The sequence below is a fragment of the Nocardioides oleivorans genome, from assembly GCF_004137255.1.
Lineage (GTDB): Bacteria > Actinomycetota > Actinomycetes > Propionibacteriales > Nocardioidaceae > Nocardioides > Nocardioides oleivorans.
In genome coordinates, this window is sequence record NZ_SDWT01000005.1 from 41,976 (window position 1) to 61,013 (window position 19,038).

Consider the following 19,038-nt stretch of genomic DNA (forward strand, 5'->3'; position numbering starts at 1 on the left):
TCAGTCCGCCTGCGACGAGGGGAGGTCGGGCGGCGCCGCGAGACGTACGCCGACGCCGCGCACGGTCGTCAGGTAGCGCGGGTCGGCGGCGGTCTCGCCGAGCTTGCGGCGCAGCCAGGACAGGTGCACGTCGACGGTCTTGTCCGAACCGCCCCACGGCTGGCGCCAGACCTCGACGAGCAGGTCACGCTTGGTGACCACCTCGCCCGGTCGCTCGGCCAGGTGGGCCAGCAGGTCGAACTCGCGCGGCGTCAGCTCGACCTCGGTGCCGTCGAGGTGTACGCGCCGCCCGGACAGGTCTACGGAGAGCCCGCCGACGGTGAGCGTCGTGGGACGGGTGCGACCGGCGTCGGTGCGGCGCAGCACCGCGCGCACCCGGGCGTCGAGCTGGGCGCTGGTGAACGGCTTCACCACGTAGTCGTCGGCGCCGGCGTCGAGGGCGCCGACCAGGGAGGGGTCGTCGGCGCGCGCGCTGGCGATGATCACCGGCACCGCGCTCACGCCCCGCAGCATCGACAGCACCTGGGTGCCGTCGACGTCGGGCAGGCCGAGGTCGAGCACGACCAGGTCGGGGGAGGAGTCGACGGCGAGCTGGAGGCCGGCCATGCCGGTGGGCGCCGAGGTCACGGTGTGCCCGGCCTCGCGCAGGCCACGGACCAGCAGCGGCCGGATCCGGTCGTCGTCCTCGATGATCAGTACCTCGGCCACGCGGTGACCGTACCGCCCGCCCGCACGAGGACGGCGTTCCTTAGCGCGGCCTTAACCATCGCCTCACCTCGTGCTGACCTCGCGGAGGGCACGATGGTGCGGTGAGACGTCGGATGCTGCTCGTGGGCCTGTGGGTCGCCACCACGGCCGTGGCCGTGGTGCTCGGCGTCCTCGCGATCTCGACGGTCGGCGCCACCATCCGGGACCGCGGCCCGGTCGGTGACGAGGTCGCGCGCGACACGACCGCCGGCTCCACCTCGGTGCCGAGTCCCGAGGGCCCGGCCGTCTCCGACGCGATCACCGGTGAGTGGGGCGCCTTCGACGTCGAGTGCCGCGACACCTGGGCCTACGGCGTCGGCGTCCGCCCCGACAAGGCGTCGGGCTGGCGCGTGGTGAGCTGGGAGAAGGGTCCCGACGACGACGTCGACGCGGTCTTCAGCGACGGTCGCAACTCGGTGGACCTCGAGGTGTTCTGCAACCAGGGTCGGCCGACCCTGGCCGAGCTCGAGCGCAACACGCTCGGTGGGGACGACTGAGCGCGAGGAAGACGGCGAGGAACCCAAGGTCTTCGCGCAACGTGTGAGGGTGTCCGGTGCGTCTACGGGTGGTAGGACGGACACACCCTCACAGGAAGACCCACACGATGACCTCACGCCTGCTCTCGGGAGCACTGCTCGCCACCCTCCTCGTCGCGACCGCCGCACCGGCGACGGCCGCCCCGGCGCCTACGGTCGACAGGGCCCCGGCGACGACCACGTTGACGATCCACGCCGCCGGCTGCGAGGGGTGCGCGATCACCGCGCACTCGGCCCTGACCTCCGACTACGAGGACGTCTGGGAGTCGGACGCGGTCGAGGTCGTCGACGGCCTGGCGACGCTCCGGGTGCCGACCGACCGCACGGCCGGGCTGTCGCTGACCCTCACGGCGCCGTGGGAGCGCCGTCTCGGCTACGTCACGGCCGTCGCGATGCGCTACGCCGGGACCCGTCCCGGCGACACCGTCGGCTACCGCGACGCGCGCGCCGAGCGTCGGGCGAGCGCCTGCTGGGGTGGCACGACCGAGCAGTCCTTCGACATGACGATCCACACCCGCAAGGTCCGGGTCGACGGGGTGGCTCCCGGCAAGGTGCCCGGCACGCTCGCCTGGGCGCGTACGACGCCCTCGTGGCTGGCGCCGATGCGTCGGGTGTGGAACGGCGTGATGGGCGAGCAGGACATCGACTTCTGCGAGCCGCCGGCCGAGGGATGAGGGCACCCCGGAAGCAGATGCAACCCTCCCGGACGAAGGTGCGTCCAGACAGTGACAGATCACCTACGGGGAGAGAGACATGAACTTCCGCAGCACCACCATCCTGGCCAGGTCGGTCCTGACCGCCGCCGTCCTCACGGCCGCGCTCGTGCCGGCCGCCGCCACCGCGTCGCCCGACCGGTCCGCCGACCGGCCCGGCGGCGCCCAGCGGACCACGCTGACCTTCACCGTCGAGGACTGCGAGGGCTGCGAGATCCAGCTCGCCAACGCGCTCCAGACCCGCCACACCGACGTGAAGCTCTGGTCGTCGAAGACCAAGAAGGTCCGCGACGGCCAGGTCCGCTTCACCGTCGCCACCCCCAAGACCTGGGGCCTCTCGGTCACCGTCCGCGCGCCGTGGGAGGGCCAGACCGGCTACCTCACGACCGTCGCGTGGCGCTACAACGGCAAGCTGCAGGGCGACCCGGTGACCCTCGAGGAGGCCGTGACCAGGAAGAAGGCATCGGCCTGCTGGGAGGGCGTGCGCCGACCCGACGTGACGGTCCCGCTCGTCGTCGAGGAGGTCGAGGTCGACGGCGTGCACGGCCGGGTGCCGGGCAGCATCGCCTTCGTCCCGGAGACCCAGAGCTGGCTCCACCCGATGCGCGAGGTGTGGGACGGCGTCCTCGGCTCGCAGGACGTCAACATCTGCTACTGAGCCACGTCCCGCACGACCGTCCGGCCCCGGTGTGGCCGCCTCCTGCTCGGCCCCCCAGCCCGGCTAGAGGCGGATCCCCACGCCGGGGCCGACGTCTGCGCCGGTGAGGTAGAAGACGGTCAGCACCGCGACCCACGAGATCCAGAACGGCACGACGAACGGCAGCATCCGCGAGATCACGGTGCCGAGCCCGGCCTCGGGCTCGTAGCGCTTCACCATCACCAGGAAGATCCAGATGTAGGGATTCATCGGCGTGATGACCTGGGTCGCGGAGTCGCCCACCCGGAAGGCCGCCTGGACGAACCCGGGCTCGTAGCCCAGCAGGGCGAACAGCGGCACGAACACCGCGCCCATCAGCGTCCACATCGACGACCCGCTCACGATGAACAGGTTGAGCACCGACGCCAGCAGGATGAAGCCGATGATCGCGGGATAGCCGGTCAGCCCGATCGACTCCAGCCCGTCGGCACCGGCCACGGCCAGCGCCGAGCCCACGTTGCTCCAGTTGAAGAGCGCGATGAACTGGCCGAGCATGAACGCCAGCACGATGAAGGCGGCCATGTCCTTGATGCCGAGCCCCATCACCTTGGGTACGTCGGCGGCCTGGCGCAGCGACCCGCTGACGAACCCGTAGGCCAGCGCCGGGCCGAGGAACAGCGCGAAGACGATGAACACCGTGGAGTCGAGCAGCGCCGACTCCGGCAGGAAGTTGCCGTCCTCGTTGCGCCACGGTGACCCGCCGGGCAGGACGGCGGCGAGGATGACGGCCGCCATCACGACGAACACGATGCCGGCCGTCCGCAGCCCGCGACGCTCGGCAGGTTCGAGCTCCGGCGAGAGGTCGGTCGGTGCGGCCCGCAGGGCGGGGGCGACGTCCTCGTCGGCACCGGCCGGGGCGTCGGCCGAGACGTCGTCGGCGGCCTCGACCATGTCGACCGGTGCGCCCTCGCGCACCAGGCGCGGCTCGACGAGCTTGTCGATCACCAGCCCGGCGACCAGTGCGAGCACGATCGAGGACGCGATGTTGAACCACAGGTTCGACACCGGGGTCACGGTCGCGCCCGGGTCGGGGAGGCCGCCGGTGACCGAGTTGGTGATGCCGGAGAAGAGCGCGTCGAGGCTGGTCACCAGCATCGAGGTCGAGTAGCCGGCGCCGACCGCGGCGAACCCGCCGACGAGACCGGCGAGCGGGTGCCGACCGGCTGCCTTGAACACCATCGCCGCCAGCGGGGGTACGACGATGAAGGCGGCGTCGGCCATCACCGAGGCGTTCACCCCGACGAACCCGACGGCGTACGGCAGCAGCCAGCGCGGCGCCGCGCCGAGGCTCGCCCGGATGGCGGCGGCCAGCAGCCCGGTGCGCTCGGCCACCGTGACCGCCAGCAGGATCGTCACGACGGTGACCAGCGGCGGGAAGCCGATGAAGTTGGGCCCGAGATTGACCGTCAGCCAGGCCAGGCCCTCGCCGGTGAAGAGCCCGCGCACGGCGGTCTCCTCGTCGGAGCCGGGGATGGTCACGGACGTGCCGAGGAGCTGGAGACCGGTCGAGACCAGCCCGACGAGCAGGAAGAGCCCGAGGAAGAGCAGGAACGGGTCCGGCAGGCGGTTGCCGAGCCGCTCGACCGTGGCGAGGACGCGGTCGGTGCGGGTGAGGGTCGGGTTGTCGGTGGCCATGCCTCAGCCCTCCCCGAAGTAGGACGGCACGTCGACGGCACCGCCGGCGTCCTCGAAGTCCGCCGCGGCGGCCTCGCGCAGCCCGGGGTCGCTGAGCCAGTCGGCGCTGACCGCGGCGAGAGCCCACGCCGAGTCCACGACGACCCGGTCGGCCTCCTCGGTGACCGCGGCGTCGGCGAACTCCCGGGTGTGCAGCGACAGGTCGTCCTCGGTGATCTTGACCATCGCGTGCACCCCGGGCATCCGGTAGGACACGTTGCCGAAGTCGGTGGAGCCGGCGAACATCCGCGGCACCACGTCGGGCGGCAGGACCGTGCGGCCGCGCTCGCCGTAGCGGGAGGTCCAGGCCGCCGCCAGCGGGCCGTTGCCGCGCACGGGCAGGTAGGGCGGGGCCTCGTCCCAGGTGAGCTCCACGCCGCAGCCGGTCATCAGGGCGGCGCCCCGGGCGATGTCGGCGAGCCGCGTGCTGAGCACGGCGAGGCTCTCGGGGAGCTCGCTGCGCAGGTAGAAGAGCATCTCGGCGTGCTCGGGGATGACGTTGGGCCGCTCGCCACCGGCGGTCACGACGCCGTGCACCCGGTCGGTGGACGGCATCTGCTGGCGGTGCAGCCCGACGCCGGTGTACATCAGGTTGACCGCGTCAAGCGCGTTGCGGCCCATGAACGGCTGCGCCGAGGCGTGGGAGGTGACCCCGGTGAAGGTCGCGCGCAGCTGGCGGCGGCCGAGGAAGAGCGGGTCGGCGATGTCGTAGGTGAAGGGGTGGACCATCAGGGCGGCGTCGACGCCGTCGAAGGCGCCCTCCGCGGCCATCAGTTCCTTGCCGCCACCGCCCTCCTCCGCCGGCGTACCGAGCCACACGACGCGACCCGGCAGCCGCTCCCCGAGCGAGGCCAGCGCGAGGAACGCGCCCAGCCCTGCGGTGGCGATGACGTTGTGGCCGCAGCCGTGCCCGATGCCGGGCAGCGCGTCGTACTCCGAGAGCACGGCGATGGTCGGTCCGTCGGGGTCGCCGACCTCGGCGCGCAGCCCGGTCGCGAGCCCGTGGGCACCGCGGACCACGTCGATCCCGCGCGCCTCGACGAGGTCGGCGAGCGCGGCCGCGGAGCGGTGCTCCTCGAAGGAGACCTCGGGGTGCTCGGACAGGTCGTGGCTGGCGGCGAGGAGCGTCGGTGCGAGCTCGTCGACGGCCGCACGGAGCGCGTCGAGGACGTCGGGGTCGGCGCCGGCGGTGGTGGCCTCCGGCGCGCGAGCCGTGCGGGCGAGGCGCCGGGTCTCCTCGGCCAGGTGGCCGAGCAGGAACCCGTCCGGTGGGACGGGTGCGGACAGGTCCCGGTGGTCGTGCTCGTGCTCGTGCTGGTGGTCGTGCCGGGGGTGGTTCATCGTGCAGCTTCCCTCTTCCCGTTGTGGCGGGCCCGAGTCGGGCGGCTGGTCGTTCGACGCTAGCAGCGCCCGGGGTTTCGACACGCTCGCTGCGCTCGCTGCTCAACCAGCGGAGGCGGCGGCGGTCGGCCGGGAGCGACCCCTAGGCTGGTGCCATGGGCAAGCAAGAGGACTTCGTGATCCGGGCGCTCGAGGAGCGCGACGTCCGATTCGTGCGGCTGTGGTTCACCGACGTGCTCGGCTTCCTCAAGAGCGTGAGTGTCGCGCCGGCGGAGCTGGAGAACGCCTTCGACGAGGGCATCGGCTTCGACGGCTCGGCGATCGAGGGCTTCGCCCGTGTCTACGAGGCCGACATGCTCGCCCACCCCGACGCCTCGACGTTCCAGATCCTGCCGTGGCGCGGTGGCGACGACGGGGGACCGGCGACGGCGCGCATGTTCTGCGACATCGGGATGCCCGACGGCAGCCCGTCCTACGCCGACCCGCGCCACGTCCTCAAGCGCACGCTGGGTGCGGCCGCCGACAAGGGCTTCACCTTCTACACCCACCCCGAGATCGAGTTCTACCTCTTCAAGGACATGCCCGGGAAGGGTGACGAGCCGCAGCCGGTCGACCGCAGCGGCTTCTTCGACCACACCGCCCAGTCGCGTGGCGCCGACTTCCGGCGCGAGGCGATCACGATGCTCGAGGCGATGGGCATCTCGGTCGAGTTCAGCCACCACGAGGGCGGTCCCGGCCAGCAGGAGATCGACCTCCGCTACGCCGACGCCCTCACCACCGCCGACAACATCATGACCTTCCGCACGGTCATCCGCGAGGTCGCGCTGGGCCAGGACATCTGGGCCTCGTTCATGCCGAAGCCGTTCACCACCCACCCGGGCTCCGGCATGCACACGCACGTCTCGCTCTTCGAGGGTGATCGCAACGCCTTCTTCGAGGCCGGTGCCGAGTACCAGCTGTCGAGGACCGGACGCCAGTTCATCGCCGGCATCCTGCGCCACGCCAGCGAGATCAGCGTGGTGACCAACCAGTGGGTCAACTCCTACAAGCGCCTCCTCGGCGGCGGCGAGGCCCCGTCGGGCGTGTGCTGGGGCCACAACAACCGCTCGGCGATGGTCCGGGTGCCGATGTACAAGCCCAACAAGGGCCAGTCCACCCGCGTCGAGCTGCGCACGATCGACGCCGCCTGCAACCCCTACCTCGCCTTCGCGGTGGTCCTCGCGGCCGGCATGAAGGGCATCGAGGAGGGCTACGAGCTGCCGCGCGAGGCCGAGGACGACGTCTGGTCCCTCACCGAGCGCGAGCGCCGGGCGCTGGGCATCACCCCGCTCCCGAGGAGCCTCTGGGACGCGATCGGCATCGCCGAGGACTCCGAGCTCCTCGCCGAGACGCTCGGCGAGCACGTCTTCGACTTCTTCCTGCGCAACAAGCGCGCCGAGTGGGAGGAGTACCGCGGGCAGGTCTCCGCCTTCGAGCGGGACCGGATGCTGCCGGTCCTGTGAGGCCGGCCCCGCACCTCCTCGCGGTCGAGCACGAGGACTCGTGCCCGCCGGCGCTGGTCGGGGAGTGGCTGACCCGGGCCGGCTGCACGATCGAGGTGTGCCGCCCCTACGCCGGCGACGCGCTGCCCGCCCTGACGTCGTACGACGGCGTGGTGGTCCTCGGCGGTGAGATGGGTGCGAACGACGACGACGCCCACGCCTGGCTGCCCCCGCTCCGCTCGGGCATCCGCGACGCGGTCGCCGCCGGCACCCCGCTCCTCGGGATCTGCCTGGGCCACCAGCTGATCGCGGTCGCCCTCGGCGGCGCGGTCGCGCGCAACCCGCGCGGGCAGACGGTCGGGCTGCAGCCGGTCGGCTGGACCGCAGCGGCCGCCACAGACGACCTGGTCGGCGAGCACGTGGGCGGCGAGCAGGCCATCCACTGGAACAACGACGTCGCGGTGCGGCTCCCCGACGGCGCCGTCGTGCTGGCGCGCACGCCCGACGGCCAGGTGCAGGCGGCCCGCTTCGGTCCGCGTGCGTGGGGCATCCAGGCGCATCCCGAGGCCGACACCGCGATCATCGAGCGCTGGCTCTCCTCCGAGGGCGACACCGAGGCCGGGGGTGGGCGTGGCCACGACCCCGACGCCGTGCTCGCCGCGATCCGGGCGGCGGCGCCGGCCCTGACGTCGTGGTGGCAGCCGGTGGCCGTGCGCTTCGCCGCCGTGGTGGCGGCCGGCACGCGCGAGGGGGCGCACGCATGACCTCGGCGGGCTCCTTCGTGCGTCTCGGCTTCGTCGACGGCGCGGCGGCCGCCCGCGGGATCGAGCGCCTCGGCACGGCCGGCAGGCCGCTGACCGACAAGCTCGCCGTGACGGCTGACCCCGACGCGGCCCTCGACGGACTGCTCCGGCTGGGCGAGGCGCTCGACGAGGGCGCCCCGGGATCCGGCGCGGCGATGTTCGCCGAGGTGGCCGACGACGAGGGCACCGCGATGCGGCTGTGCAGCGTCCTGGGGGCGAGCGCCGCGCTGACCCACCACCTGGTCCGGCACCCCGACCACTGGCGCGAGCTGACCGACCCGACGCTGGGCAGCACCCGGGCCGCGGCCTACGCCGTGCGCGAGTCGGTGCTGACCGCCGTGGGTGCCGACCCCCACGCCGCCGAGCCGGTCGCCGGGTTGCCCGACGCGGGGGCCGTCGACGCGCTGCGCGTGGAGTACCGCCGCATCCTGCTGCGCCTGGCTGCGCGCGACCTCGCCCACCACGTCGGTCTCGACGACGCGGCCGCGGAGATCTCCGACCTCGCCGCCGCCACCCTGGAGGGCGCGCTGGCGATCGCCCGCGCCCGCGTCGGGGCGGACGCGCACGCCGTACGCCTCTCCGTGATCGCGATGGGCAAGTGCGGCGGGCACGAGCTCAACTACATCTCCGACGTCGACGTCGTCTACGTCTACGAGACCGCCCCCGGCGCGGACGACGGCGTCGCGATGCGCGCCGCCACCCAGCTCGCCTCGCACCTGATGCGGATCTGCTCCGACCACACGCGCGAGGGCACGATCTGGCCGGTCGACGCCAACCTGCGGCCCGAGGGCAGCCAGGGGCCACTGGTGCGCACGCTCGCGAGCCACCGGGGCTACTACGAGAAGTGGGCCAAGACCTGGGAGTTCCAGGCGCTGCTCAAGGCGCGCCCGGTCGCCGGCGACCTGGCCCTGGGCCGCGACTACGTCGAGATGATCGCGCCGATGGTGTGGAGCGCCGCGGAGCGCGACGGGTTCGTCACCGAGGTCCAGGCGATGCGTCGTCGGGTCGTCGAGCACATCCCCGCGCACGAGGCCGAGCGCCAGCTCAAGCTCGGGTCGGGCGGGCTGCGCGACGTCGAGTTCGCCGTCCAGCTGCTCCAGCTGGTGCACGGGCGGGCCGACCCGTCGCTGCGCGACGGCGCCACGCTGAGCGCCCTCGCCCGGCTCACCGACGGCGGCTACGTCGGTCGCGACGACGGCGAGCGGCTGCACGAGGCCTACGCCTTCCTCCGCACCCTCGAGCACCGGATCCAGCTCTACCAGCTCCGCCGGACCCACGTGCTGCCCGACGACGAGGCGTCGCTGCGACGGCTGGGTCGGTCGATCGGCCACCTCTCCGAGCCGGCGGTCACCCTCGACAAGGAGTGGCGCTACCACCGGCGCGAGGTGCGCCGGCTGCACGAGAAGCTGTTCTACCGCCCGCTCCTGGGCGCCGTCGCGCGGCTGCCCGGCACCGAGGCGCGCCTCTCGCTGAAGGCCGCCGAGGCGCGGCTCTCCGCCCTCGGGTACGCCGACCCGAAGGCGGCGCTGCGCCACCTCGAGGCGCTGACGAGCGGGGTGTCGCGCACCTCCGACATCCAGCGGACCCTGCTGCCGGTGCTGCTCGAGTGGTTCGCCGACTCGCCCGACCCGGACGCCGGGCTGTTCGGCTTCCGGAGGATCAGCGAGAGCCTGGGCCGCTCACCGTGGTACCTCACGATGCTCCGCGACGAGGGTGAGGTCGCCCAGCGCCTGGCCCACGTGCTCGGCACCTCGCGCTACGCCACCGACCTCCTCGAGCGCGAGCCGCAGGGCGTGAAGATGCTGGGGGAGTCCCTGGTGCCGCTCAGCGCCGAGGCCGCCCTCGCCGAGATGCAGGCGCTCGCCGAGCGCGCCGGGAGCGCGGAGGCTGCGGTGGTCGCCGTGCGTGCCGTACGCCGGCGCGAGCTGCTGCGGATCGCGTGCGGCGACCTGGTGGCGGGCACCGACGTCGCGGTGGTCGGGCAGGGCCTGAGCCGGCTCACCGACGCGACGCTGCAGGCCACCTTGGACATCGCGACGGAGGCCGTGCGCCGCCAGCGGGACCTCGACGTCGTACCCACCCGGATCGCGGTGATCGCGATGGGTCGCTACGGCGGCTTCGAGCTGTCCTACGGCAGCGACGCCGACGTGATGTTCGTGCACGACCCGGTCGAGGGCGCCGAGGCGCAGGTGGCCGGGTCCTTCGCGCAGGCCGTCGTCTCCGAGCTGCGGCGGCTGCTGTCGCTGCCGGCCAGTGATCCGCCGCTCGAGGTCGACGCGGACCTGCGGCCCGAGGGCAGGAACGGCCCGATGGTGCGCACCGTCGAGTCCTACGCCGCCTACTACGCCAAGTGGTCGCACGTGTGGGAGTTCCAGGCGCTGCTGCGTGCGGACGCGGTCGCCGGCGACGAGCAGGTCCGGCGACGCTTCACCGAGCTCATCGACCCGTTGCGGTTCCCCACGCACGGCATCTCCGAGGCCGACGTGGTCGAGGTGCGCCGGATCAAGGCGCGCGTCGACGACGAGCGGCTGCCGCGGGGCGCCGACCGGCACACCCACCTGAAGCTCGGGCGCGGCGGCCTGGCCGACGTGGAGTGGACCGTCCAGCTGCTGCAGATGCGGCACGCGGGCACCGTCGAGGAGTTGCGCACGCCGCAGACGCTCCCCGCGCTGTCCGCCGCGGCGGAGGCCGGCCTGATCGCCGCGGACGACGCCGCGACGCTCGCCGAGGCCTGGCGCCTGGTGAGCCGGGTGCGCAACGCGGTCACGCTGGTGCGGGGCAAGCCGTCCGACCAGCTGCCCCGCGACGCGACGGAGCGCGCGGCGGTGGCGGGGGTGCTCGGCTACCCGCAGGGCTCCTCGGACCAGATGGTCAACGACTACCTGCGCACCACCCGGCGGGCCCATGCGATCGTGGAGCGCGTGTTCTGGGAGTGAAGATCATGTATTCATCTGAGTCAGAAGAAGTTATCATCTTCAGATGAGTGACATGAAGTCCGACGCTTCAGTGACGGTCATCGGCGACCTGGTCGGCTCACGGCGCAGCGCGGACCGCGCGGCGGTCCACGCCCGCTTCGCGCGGGCCGTCGCCGACGTGAACGCCGAGTTCGCGCCGCTGGTGCCGCTGCGCATCGGGGTCGGCGACGAGTTCCAGGGCATCTTCGCGAGCCTGGGCTCGGCGATCGCGGCGACCCTGCGGCTGCGGCTGGCGCTGCTGCCGGAGGTCGACGTGCGCCAGGGCATCGGGTGGGGGCAGGTGCAGGTGCTGGCCGAGGAGCCGCGCGTCGAGGACGGCCCCGGGTGGTGGGCGGCCCGCTCCGCGATCGAGGCGGTCGAGGGCTACGAGCGCAAGGCGGCGCTGCGGGCGGTGCGCACGGCGTACGTCGCCGCCGACGACGAGCCGGGGCCGGACGCCGCGACGATCAACGCGGCCCTGATGACGCGGGACCAGGTCGTCAGCGGCCTGTCGGAGCGGTCGCTGTCGGTGCTGGGTGGTCTGCTGGGGGGACGCCAGCAGCAGGAGGTCGCCGACGAGCTGGGCATCAGCCCGTCGGCGGTGTCGCAGCGGATCCGGGCCGACGGGCTCGGGGTGCTGCTGGCTGCCGACGAGCTGCTGAGAGGAGGCGTGGCATGAGCTGGATCGGGATCCTGCTGATCGGGTTCGCGGTCGCCGACCTGACCCACTCGGTGCGCCGCACCCGGTACCTGCCCGAGTGCGTGGGTGCCCTCGTCGTGCTCCTGGTCGGCCTGCTGGCGGGGCTGGGGTCCGGTCGCGACGTCGTGGCCCTGCTGGTGATCGCCGCGCTGGTCCTGCTCTGGGGCCGGACAGTGACCTGGGGCTTCGGCCACCCCGGCCAGAAGGCTGCCTGGCTGCCCCTGGTCGTCCTCGTCGTCTCGCTGGTCGCCGCGGTCGGGTGCTCCGGGCTCGCCGGTCAGGCGTCCGGCCCCCTCGGACGCTGGTTGGGGTCGGTGTCGCTGCCGGCGCTCGCCGGGACGGACCCCGACCGGTTCCTGCTGCTCCTGGGCGCCTTCGCCGTCCAGCTCTCCACCGGCAACGTCCTGGTCCGGCTGGTGCTCAAGTCCACCGGCACGATCCACCCGCTCGCCAACGGCGCGCTCCCGCCCACCCAGCTCAAGGGCGGTCGCCTGCTCGGCCCGCTCGAGCGCGTCTTCATCCTCGCGCTCGCCCTCGGCGGGCAGGTCACCGCGGCCAGCGTGGTCGTCGCGGCCAAGGGCCTGCTGCGCTTCCCCGAGCTGTCCTCGCGCCACGAGCAGCAGCAGGTCCACGAGATGACGGAGTACTTCCTGCTCGGCTCGTTCGTCTCCTGGCTCGTCGCGCTCGGGTCGTTCGTGCTGCTGGTGTGAGCCTCAGAGGCGGAGCACGCGGCCGGCGACCACGAGGTGCACCTCGTCGCAGGCTGCGGCGACGCGCTGGTTGACGGTGCCGAGGAGGTCGCGGAAGAGCCGGCCGGAGCGGTGCTCGGGCACCACGCCGAGACCGACCTCGTTGGTCACCAGCACGACGTCCTGCTCGCAGGCCTGCAGGGCGTCGACGACCTCGTCCGCGCGCGCGACGACGAGTCCGAGCGCGGCGTCGTTCTCGGCCTCCCAGGCGCCGGCCTCGTCGACGACGGCGGTGAGCCAGGTGCCGAGGCAGTCGATCAGCACGGGCACCTCGGACGAGCGGATCGCGCCGGCGAGGTCGCGCGACTCCAGCGTCGTCCACGAGCCGGGCCGGCGCGAGCGGTGCGCGTCGATCCGGGCGGCCCAGTCGGGATCGGTCTCCACGTCGGGCGACGGTCCGGCCGCGACGTAGGTCGCGGGCTCGTCGCCGAGGAGTGCCTCGGCATGGCTCGACTTGCCGGACCGAACGCCGCCCGTGACCAGGATCCGCATGGCGGGCATCCTTCCAGAGCAGGGATTCCCTGACGCCTCAGACCGTCGACGCGGCCAGGACGAGCACGGCGAACGACACCTCGACCGCCGCGCCCAGCACGTCGCCGGTGATCCCGCCGAGTCGACGCACGCACCGCAGGAGCAGCGCGACGACCGCAGCCACCATCAGCACGAGGCCCGCGACCGTCGACCAGGCCGAGCCCAGCGCGTCGCCGGCGAACGCCGCGGCGAGGGTGGCGACGAGGAGGGAGGCGAGGGCCGCGGCGACGGGCACGGCGCCGATGTGCGTCGCGCCCAGCCCGTCGGCCCGGGCCGCGGGCACGCCCCGGACACAGGCGACGGCGAGGCAGGCGCGCGAGGCGCAGGCCAGGAGCCCGACGGCGAGCCACGCGTGCTCGTGCCGGACGACAGCGGTGAGCCCGGCTGCCTGCAGGCTCGCGACGAGCACGACCGCGACGACCCCGGCGGGGCCGACCGGCCCGGTGCGCATCACCTCGAGCGAGCGCTCGCGGGTGTACGACGCGGTGAGCCCGTCGGCGGTGTCGGCGAGGCCGTCCCAGTGGAAGGCACGGGTGCCGAGCGCGAGAGCGAGCACCACGACGTACGCCGTCGCGAGGGGTGGAAGGTCGACCCGATCGCCGACCAGCACGACCAGCGCCGCGACCACCCCGAGCGGCAGCGCGGCGACCGGTGCCAGCGCCATCGCCAGCCCGGCGACCGACCGGTCGACGCGCGACGGCATCGGGACCCGGAACGCGGTCAGGGTGCCGGTGGCCAGGAGCCACGCGTCGCGGACGAGCATCAGGACGGCATGATCTCCGACAGCAGGGCCACGTCGCGGAGCACGGCGACGCCGGAGCGCAGCACCGGGAGCGCCGCGACGGCACCGGAGCCCTCACCGAGGCGCATGCCCAGGTCGAGCAGCGGCTCGAGGTCGAGCGACTTCAGCGCATGGGCCTGGGCGGGCTCGGTCGACCGGTGGCCGGCCACCCACCAGGCGGCCGCGCCCGGGGCGATGGCCTGCGCGACGACGGCGCACGCGAGCGACATGAGGCCGTCGAGGACGACGGGCACGCCACGGCGCGACGACTCGACGAGGAAGCCGACTGCCGCCGCGAGGTCGGCGCTGCCGAGCGCGGCCAGCACGTCGACCGGGTCGTCGGTGCGGCCCTCGACGCGCTGGAGCGCGGTGGCGATGACGTCGCGCTTGCGGTTCCACCCGTCGTCGTCGATGCCGGTGCCACGGCCGGTCACCTCGTCGGCCGGGAGGCCGAGCACGGCCGCGACCAGCGCGGCGGCGGGGGTGGTGTTGCCGATGCCGAGGTCGCCGGTCATCAGGAGCTGGGCGCCGTCGTCGACGAGCTCGCCGGCCACCGCCGCACCGAGTGCGAGGGAGGCCTCGACCTCGTCGCGGGACAGCGCGTCCTCGACGTGGATGGCGCCCGACCCGCGGCGGACCTTGCGCGCGGTCACCTCGGCGGGCAGGTCCGACAGGTCGGCGTCGACGGCCACGTCGAGCACGGTCACGGAGACGCCGTGCGCCTGCGCCAGCGCCGTCACTCCCGCCTTGCCGGCGACGATCGTGCGGACCATCGCCTCGGTGATCGCGGCGGGGTAGGCCGACACCCCGTGCGCGGCGACGCCGTGGTCACCGGCGAACACCACGAGGCGTACGTCGTCGAGCGGGCGCGGCGGCACCTCGCCCTGGACGGCCGCGAGCCAGGCGCCGATCTCCCCGAGGCGACCGAGCGCGCCGGGGGGAGTGGCCAGGCCGGCCAGGCGCTCGTGGGCGAGCGCGGCGACGGCGGGGGAGGGAGGCGCAATGCGCGAGATGTCATCCGGCTGAGTGTCCATGGCCGGGCCAGCCTAGGGCCACGCCCGGGCCTCCGGAACGGGTCCTGACCTGCGAGTCTTGCGACGTGTCCGGCCACTCCGTCCTCCAGCTGCCCGTGCCGGCGCTCGAGGAGTGGGTGCGCGTCCGGCACGCCCACTACGACGGTGGCTTCGTGTCCGCCGACCCGCGCTTCGGGCACGCGCACGTCACGGCGCTCGGGCCGTTCGACCCCGACCCGTCGGCCGAGGTGCTCGCGACCGTCTCGTCGATCGCCGCCGCCACCGTGCCGGTGCGGACCAGGCTGGCCGACGTCGCCCGGTTCCCGAACGGGATCATCCACCTCGTCCCCGACCCCGACGCGGCCCTGCGCGACCTGACCGCGCGGCTGGTGGCCGCGTTCCCCGCGTGGCCGCCGTACGACGGTCGGTTCGGCGACGACGTGCAGCCCCACCTGACGCTCGACGCGGCCTCCGGCGACGTCGACCTCGCCTCGACCGTGGCGCTGCTGGGAGACGTCGTACCCGTCGTCGTGCTGCTCGACCGGCTGCAGCTCGCGTGGTGGGAGTCGGGAGCCTGCCGGGTCCTGCACGAGTGGGAGCTGGGGACCGCTGTGCCATGATCGCGCCATGGCTGCATGGGCACACCTCGAGATCACTGTCGACGACCAGGGCAACGTGGAGGTCGGCGGCTACAACGCGGACCCGGAGGCGCTCGTCGAGGGCACCGAGTCGTGGGAGGACCTCCTCACCTCGCTCGGCGTCAACGGCTGGGAGCTGGTGCAGGTGATGCCCGGCGTCGAGACGACCTACTGGTTCAAGCGCCAGGCCTGACCCGGCCCCGGCATGAGCGACCTCGCCGACCGGTTCCGCGCAGCGGCGGCCTCTGCCGAGGCGATTTTCTGGCGGGCGCCCGCCTCGCCCGCGGAGACCTTCCGTGAGCTCGCGGCCTTCGCCGAGGAGCACGGTGTCGAGCGCGACGTCTACGGCGAGCGCGGCGCCGTCGCGCAGCTCGAGGACGAGGTCGCCGCGCTGCTGGGCAAGCCCGCGGCGGTGTTCTTCCCGAGCGGGGTGATGGCGCAGCAGGCCACGCTGCGCGCGTGGTGCGACCGGTCCGGCTCGCGCCGGGTGGCGCTGCCCGACCTCTCCCACCTGGTGCACCACGAGCAGGACGGACCCCGGCGCGTGCTCGGCCTGGAGCTCGAGTGGCTGACCACGGGTCGCGAGACCCCGACGGCCGAGGCGCTGGCCGGGGTCGGGGGACGCCTGGGCGCGGCGATGGTCGAGCTCCCGCTGCGCGACGCCGGCTGCCTGCTCCCGACGTGGGACGAGCTGGTCGCGCTGTCGACCGCCGCCCGGGAGCGGGGCGTGCCCCTGCACGCCGACGGCGCCCGGATCTGGGAGTCGGTGCCCCACTGGGACCGCACGCTGGCCGAGGCGGCGGACCTCTTCGACTCGATGTACGTCTCGCTCTACAAGGGCCTCGGCTCCACGAGCGGCGCCCTCGTCGTGTGCCCCGAGGACCTCGCCGGCGAGCTCCGCTCCTGGCGGCAGCGGATGGGCGGCACGATCTTCTCGATGACCGCGGCTGCGGTCGGCGGCCTGATCGGGCTGCGCGAGCACCTGCCGCGCTTCGGTGCCTACCGAGCCTGGGCCATCGAGCTCGCGGCAGCGCTCGACGAGCACGGCATCCGCACGTTTCCCGAGGTGCCGCACGTCCCGACCTTCCTCGCCTACGCGCCCGGCACGCCCGACGAGGTCAACGAACGGCTGATCACCCATGCCGCCGAGCACGGCACGATGCCGTCGGGCATGTGGCGCCGGGCCGACGTCCCGGGATGGGTCGAGACCGAGCTGACCTGCTACGACGCGGCGACCCGCCACGATCCGGTCGAGGTCGCCGCCCTGCTGGCCGCAGCCGTCGGGATCTGACGCCGGGCGGTCGGTGGCCTACATTCCTCCCGTGAGTGCCCAGGCCCCTTCCGCTGTCATCCTGATCCGCGCGTCGAGCTTCGTCCCCAACCCGGCGACGGCCGCGGACAACGCCTTCCAGGCCGACGCCCCGTCCGGCCAGAGCGACGACACCACGTCGGCGCACGCCCTGGCGGAGATGGACGCCCTCGCGGCCGCCCTCCGCGCGGTCGGCGTACGGGTCCACGTCTTCGAGGACGACGACCACACCCGCCCCGACAGCGTCTTCCCCAACAACTGGGTCTCCACCCACGCGGGCGGCACGGTGGCGGTCTACCCGATGTACGCCTCCAACCGGCGCCACGAGCGTCGCGCTGACGTGCTGGAGATGCTCAAGTCGGAGTACCGCGTCCAGGCGATCGTCGACTACTCCGGCCTCGAGCCCGACGGGATCTTCCTCGAGGGCACCGGTGCGATGGTGCTCGACCACGTCTCCCGGGTGGCCTACACCGCGCGCAGCCACCGCGCCGACATCGCCGTGCTCGAGCGCTTCTGCACCGACTTCAACTACGAGCCGATGGCCTTCGACGCGTTCGACGCCGACGGCGTGCCGGTCTACCACACCAACGTGATCGCCTGCATCGGCACGGACGTCGCGATGATCGCGCTCGAGATGATCCGCGACGAGGCCCGACGCGAGCAGGTCCGCGAGCGCCTCGCCGTCACCGGCCGCACGATCGTGGAGCTCACCGAGGAGCAGATCCGCGAGTTCGCCGGCAACGCCGTCGAGCTCTGCGGTCGTACGCCGGAGGGCAGGCGCCGCTACGTGATGGCCATGTCGGCCCGGGCGAAGCGCTCGCTGCGCCCGGAGCAGGTGGCCGCGATCGAGGAGTCGTGCGAGATCGTCGCCGTCGAGATCCCGACGGTCGAGCTCGCCGGCGGCTCGGTGCGCTGCATGATCGCCGGCGTGCACCTCGACCACCGGCCCGAGGAGCTGCCCGAGCCGGGTGAGAACGTGGTCGCGATCAACGAGGACAACCCGGTCACGCCCGACGGTCGCTTCGTGGCCAAGGACTACGCCTGACCCGCCCCCTCGACGGGTCAGACGCCTCAGCTCGCCAGCTGCACGAGCAGCACGGCGTTGAGAGCGATGATCGCCGCGGCGACCAGGATGCCCGCTGCGGTGGTGACCTTGCGGTTCACCAGGGAGCCCATCACGTCCTTGCGTGCGGTGAACCACACGAGCGGGACGAGCGCGAACGGGATGCCGAAGGACAGCACGACCTGCGAGCCGACCAGGGCGGCCGTGGGGTCGACGCCGATCGCCAGGATCACCAGGGCGGGGACGAGGGTGATCAGTCGGCGCACGGTGACGGGGATCCGGCGGCGGATGAAGCCCTCCATGATCACCTGGCCCGACAGGGTGCCCACGCTGCTCGAGGCGAAGCCCGAGGCGAGCAAGCCGAGCGCGAACAGCAGGGCCGCACCGGTGCCGAGCGAGTCGCCGAGCCCGGCGTGGGCGCCCTCGATGGTGTCGATGCCCTGACCCGAGAGGGCCGAGGCGGCGACGAGCAGCAGCGAGAGGTTCATCAGTCCGGCGACGGTCATCGCGACGATGACGTCGACGCGCTGGCTGCGCATGACCGTGACCCGCTCCGGCTCGGTCCGGGCGTGCAGGCGCTCGCTGGTGAGGGCGCTGTGGAGGTAGATGGCGTGCGGCATCACGGTCGCGCCGAGCATGCCGGCGGCCAGCATCACGCTGTCCATGCCGGCGAAGCGGGGGAGCGTGCCGTCGAGGACGGCCATCGAGTCGACACCGCTGATCGCGACGTCGTACACGAAGCCGACGAGGATCACGCCGAGCAGGCCGACGATGACGGTCTCGAAGTGCCGGTGGCTCTTGCCCTTGAGCCCCAGCACGGCGAACGACACGACCGCGGTGATGGTGCCGCCCACGATCAGGGGCAGGTCGAAGAGCAGCTTGAGGGCCAGCGCCCCGCCGACGATCTCGGCGAGGTCGGTGGCGATCGCGACCAGCTCGGCCTGGCCCCACAGGCCGTTGGCGACCCTGCGCGGCAGGTACTCCCGGCACAGCGCCGGCAGGCTCAGCCCGGTGGCGACGCCGGCCTTGGCGGAGAGGTACTGGATGAGCATCGCCATGATGTTGCTGACGACGACGACCCACACCAGCAGGTAGCCGTAGGCCGAACCGGCCGAGATGTTGGTGGCGAAGTTGCCGGGGTCGACGTAGGCCACGGCGGTGACGAAGGCGGGACCGAGGAGCGGCCACATCCGGCGGAGCCGACCGCGGATGCCCGGGACCGGGGCGGGCCGGTCGAGCACCGCGGTGGCGGCGTCGGACGTCGTACGACGCGTGGGCGGGGCGGCGTAGCGCCTGGTCTGGAACATG

The 19,038-nt window shown here is 73.3% G+C and carries 19 protein-coding genes; 12 read left to right on the forward strand and 7 right to left on the reverse strand.

Features of this window, described 5'->3' with window-relative positions; genetic code table 11:
- Window positions 1-708 carry a response regulator transcription factor gene (locus EUA93_RS20945; RefSeq protein ID WP_129402293.1) on the reverse strand — a complete coding sequence of 236 codons (708 nt, stop codon included), beginning with the start codon at window positions 706-708 and terminating at the stop codon, window positions 1-3.
- A 101-nt stretch (window positions 709-809) separates the two neighbouring features.
- Here EUA93_RS20945 and EUA93_RS20950 point away from each other — a divergent pair, with 101 nt between their 5' ends.
- The 3 genes from EUA93_RS20950 (at window position 810) to EUA93_RS20960 (ending at window position 2,654) form a co-directional block, all read left to right on the forward strand.
- The gene (locus EUA93_RS20950) at window positions 810-1,244 is read left to right on the forward strand and encodes a hypothetical protein (protein WP_129402294.1); all 435 of its coding nucleotides are present in this window, start codon (window positions 810-812) and stop codon (window positions 1,242-1,244) included.
- 107 nt (window positions 1,245-1,351) lie between these two features.
- A complete protein-coding gene (locus tag EUA93_RS20955; protein ID WP_129402295.1) occupies window positions 1,352-1,957 on the forward strand; it encodes a hypothetical protein in 606 nt (201 codons plus the stop codon).
- Window positions 1,958-2,036: 79 nt separating this feature from the next.
- The gene (locus EUA93_RS20960; protein ID WP_129402296.1) at window positions 2,037-2,654 is read left to right on the forward strand and encodes a hypothetical protein; all 618 of its coding nucleotides are present in this window, start codon (window positions 2,037-2,039) and stop codon (window positions 2,652-2,654) included.
- A 63-nt stretch (window positions 2,655-2,717) separates the two neighbouring features.
- Here the strand turns inward: EUA93_RS20960 and EUA93_RS20965 are convergent, their stop codons facing one another.
- Together EUA93_RS20965 and EUA93_RS20970 are read right to left on the reverse strand one after the other, a co-directional pair.
- Window positions 2,718-4,328 (reverse strand): AbgT family transporter, encoded by a 1,611-nt coding sequence (locus tag EUA93_RS20965; protein ID WP_129402297.1) that lies wholly within the window; start codon window positions 4,326-4,328, stop codon window positions 2,718-2,720.
- A 3-nt stretch (window positions 4,329-4,331) separates the two neighbouring features.
- The gene (locus EUA93_RS20970) at window positions 4,332-5,708 is read right to left on the reverse strand and encodes a M20 family metallopeptidase (RefSeq protein ID WP_242497562.1); all 1,377 of its coding nucleotides are present in this window, start codon (window positions 5,706-5,708) and stop codon (window positions 4,332-4,334) included.
- A gap of 155 nt (window positions 5,709-5,863) precedes the next feature.
- Between EUA93_RS20970 and EUA93_RS20975 the strand changes: the two genes are divergently transcribed.
- The 5 genes from EUA93_RS20975 to EUA93_RS20995 are packed head-to-tail and all read left to right on the forward strand — an operon-like array spanning window position 5,864 to window position 12,356.
- A complete protein-coding gene (locus EUA93_RS20975) occupies window positions 5,864-7,210 on the forward strand; it encodes a glutamine synthetase family protein (RefSeq protein ID WP_129402298.1) in 1,347 nt (448 codons plus the stop codon).
- Window positions 7,207-7,953 carry a type 1 glutamine amidotransferase gene (locus EUA93_RS20980; RefSeq protein WP_165355256.1) on the forward strand — a complete coding sequence of 249 codons (747 nt, stop codon included), beginning with the start codon at window positions 7,207-7,209 and terminating at the stop codon, window positions 7,951-7,953. The genes EUA93_RS20975 and EUA93_RS20980 overlap by 4 nt, the downstream gene beginning before the upstream one ends.
- On the forward strand, window positions 7,950-10,928 hold the full coding sequence (locus EUA93_RS20985; protein ID WP_129402300.1) for a bifunctional [glutamine synthetase] adenylyltransferase/[glutamine synthetase]-adenylyl-L-tyrosine phosphorylase: 2,979 nt from the start codon (window positions 7,950-7,952) through the stop codon (window positions 10,926-10,928). The genes EUA93_RS20980 and EUA93_RS20985 overlap by 4 nt, the downstream gene beginning before the upstream one ends.
- A gap of 43 nt (window positions 10,929-10,971) precedes the next feature.
- Window positions 10,972-11,625, forward strand: coding sequence for a SatD family protein (locus tag EUA93_RS20990; protein WP_242497563.1), 654 nt, complete (start codon window positions 10,972-10,974; stop codon window positions 11,623-11,625).
- Window positions 11,622-12,356 (forward strand): hypothetical protein, encoded by a 735-nt coding sequence (locus tag EUA93_RS20995; protein ID WP_129402301.1) that lies wholly within the window; start codon window positions 11,622-11,624, stop codon window positions 12,354-12,356. The genes EUA93_RS20990 and EUA93_RS20995 overlap by 4 nt, the downstream gene beginning before the upstream one ends.
- A gap of 3 nt (window positions 12,357-12,359) precedes the next feature.
- Here the strand turns inward: EUA93_RS20995 and cobU are convergent, their stop codons facing one another.
- From cobU to cobT, 3 genes are read right to left on the reverse strand one after another with little or no spacing between them, the layout of a single operon-like run.
- Window positions 12,360-12,887, reverse strand: coding sequence for a bifunctional adenosylcobinamide kinase/adenosylcobinamide-phosphate guanylyltransferase (gene cobU / locus EUA93_RS21000; RefSeq protein WP_129402302.1), 528 nt, complete (start codon window positions 12,885-12,887; stop codon window positions 12,360-12,362).
- 37 nt (window positions 12,888-12,924) lie between these two features.
- Entirely contained in the window at window positions 12,925-13,689 is a 765-nt protein-coding gene (locus EUA93_RS21005; protein ID WP_129402303.1) for an adenosylcobinamide-GDP ribazoletransferase, read from the reverse strand.
- The gene (gene cobT / locus EUA93_RS21010; protein ID WP_129402304.1) at window positions 13,689-14,741 is read right to left on the reverse strand and encodes a nicotinate-nucleotide--dimethylbenzimidazole phosphoribosyltransferase; all 1,053 of its coding nucleotides are present in this window, start codon (window positions 14,739-14,741) and stop codon (window positions 13,689-13,691) included. Before cobT ends, EUA93_RS21005 begins: the two co-directional genes overlap by 1 nt.
- Before the next feature lie 65 nt (window positions 14,742-14,806).
- On the opposite strand from cobT, the gene EUA93_RS21015 reads away from it, so the two are divergent.
- The 4 genes from EUA93_RS21015 to ctlX are packed head-to-tail and all read left to right on the forward strand — an operon-like array spanning window position 14,807 to window position 17,712.
- Window positions 14,807-15,340, forward strand: coding sequence for a 2'-5' RNA ligase family protein (locus EUA93_RS21015; RefSeq protein ID WP_129402305.1), 534 nt, complete (start codon window positions 14,807-14,809; stop codon window positions 15,338-15,340).
- A gap of 7 nt (window positions 15,341-15,347) precedes the next feature.
- Window positions 15,348-15,551 carry a hypothetical protein gene (locus tag EUA93_RS21020; protein ID WP_090970132.1) on the forward strand — a complete coding sequence of 68 codons (204 nt, stop codon included), beginning with the start codon at window positions 15,348-15,350 and terminating at the stop codon, window positions 15,549-15,551.
- A gap of 12 nt (window positions 15,552-15,563) precedes the next feature.
- Window positions 15,564-16,649 (forward strand): threonine aldolase family protein, encoded by a 1,086-nt coding sequence (locus EUA93_RS21025; protein WP_129402306.1) that lies wholly within the window; start codon window positions 15,564-15,566, stop codon window positions 16,647-16,649.
- A gap of 31 nt (window positions 16,650-16,680) precedes the next feature.
- The gene (gene ctlX, locus EUA93_RS21030; protein WP_129402307.1) at window positions 16,681-17,712 is read left to right on the forward strand and encodes a citrulline utilization hydrolase CtlX; all 1,032 of its coding nucleotides are present in this window, start codon (window positions 16,681-16,683) and stop codon (window positions 17,710-17,712) included.
- Window positions 17,713-17,738: 26 nt separating this feature from the next.
- Here the strand turns inward: ctlX and EUA93_RS21035 are convergent, their stop codons facing one another.
- Window positions 17,739-19,037: an Nramp family divalent metal transporter gene (locus tag EUA93_RS21035; RefSeq protein WP_129402308.1), complete on the reverse strand. Its 1,299-nt coding sequence runs from the start codon at window positions 19,035-19,037 to the stop codon at window positions 17,739-17,741.
- Between the last annotated feature and the right edge of the window lies 1 nt (window position 19,038).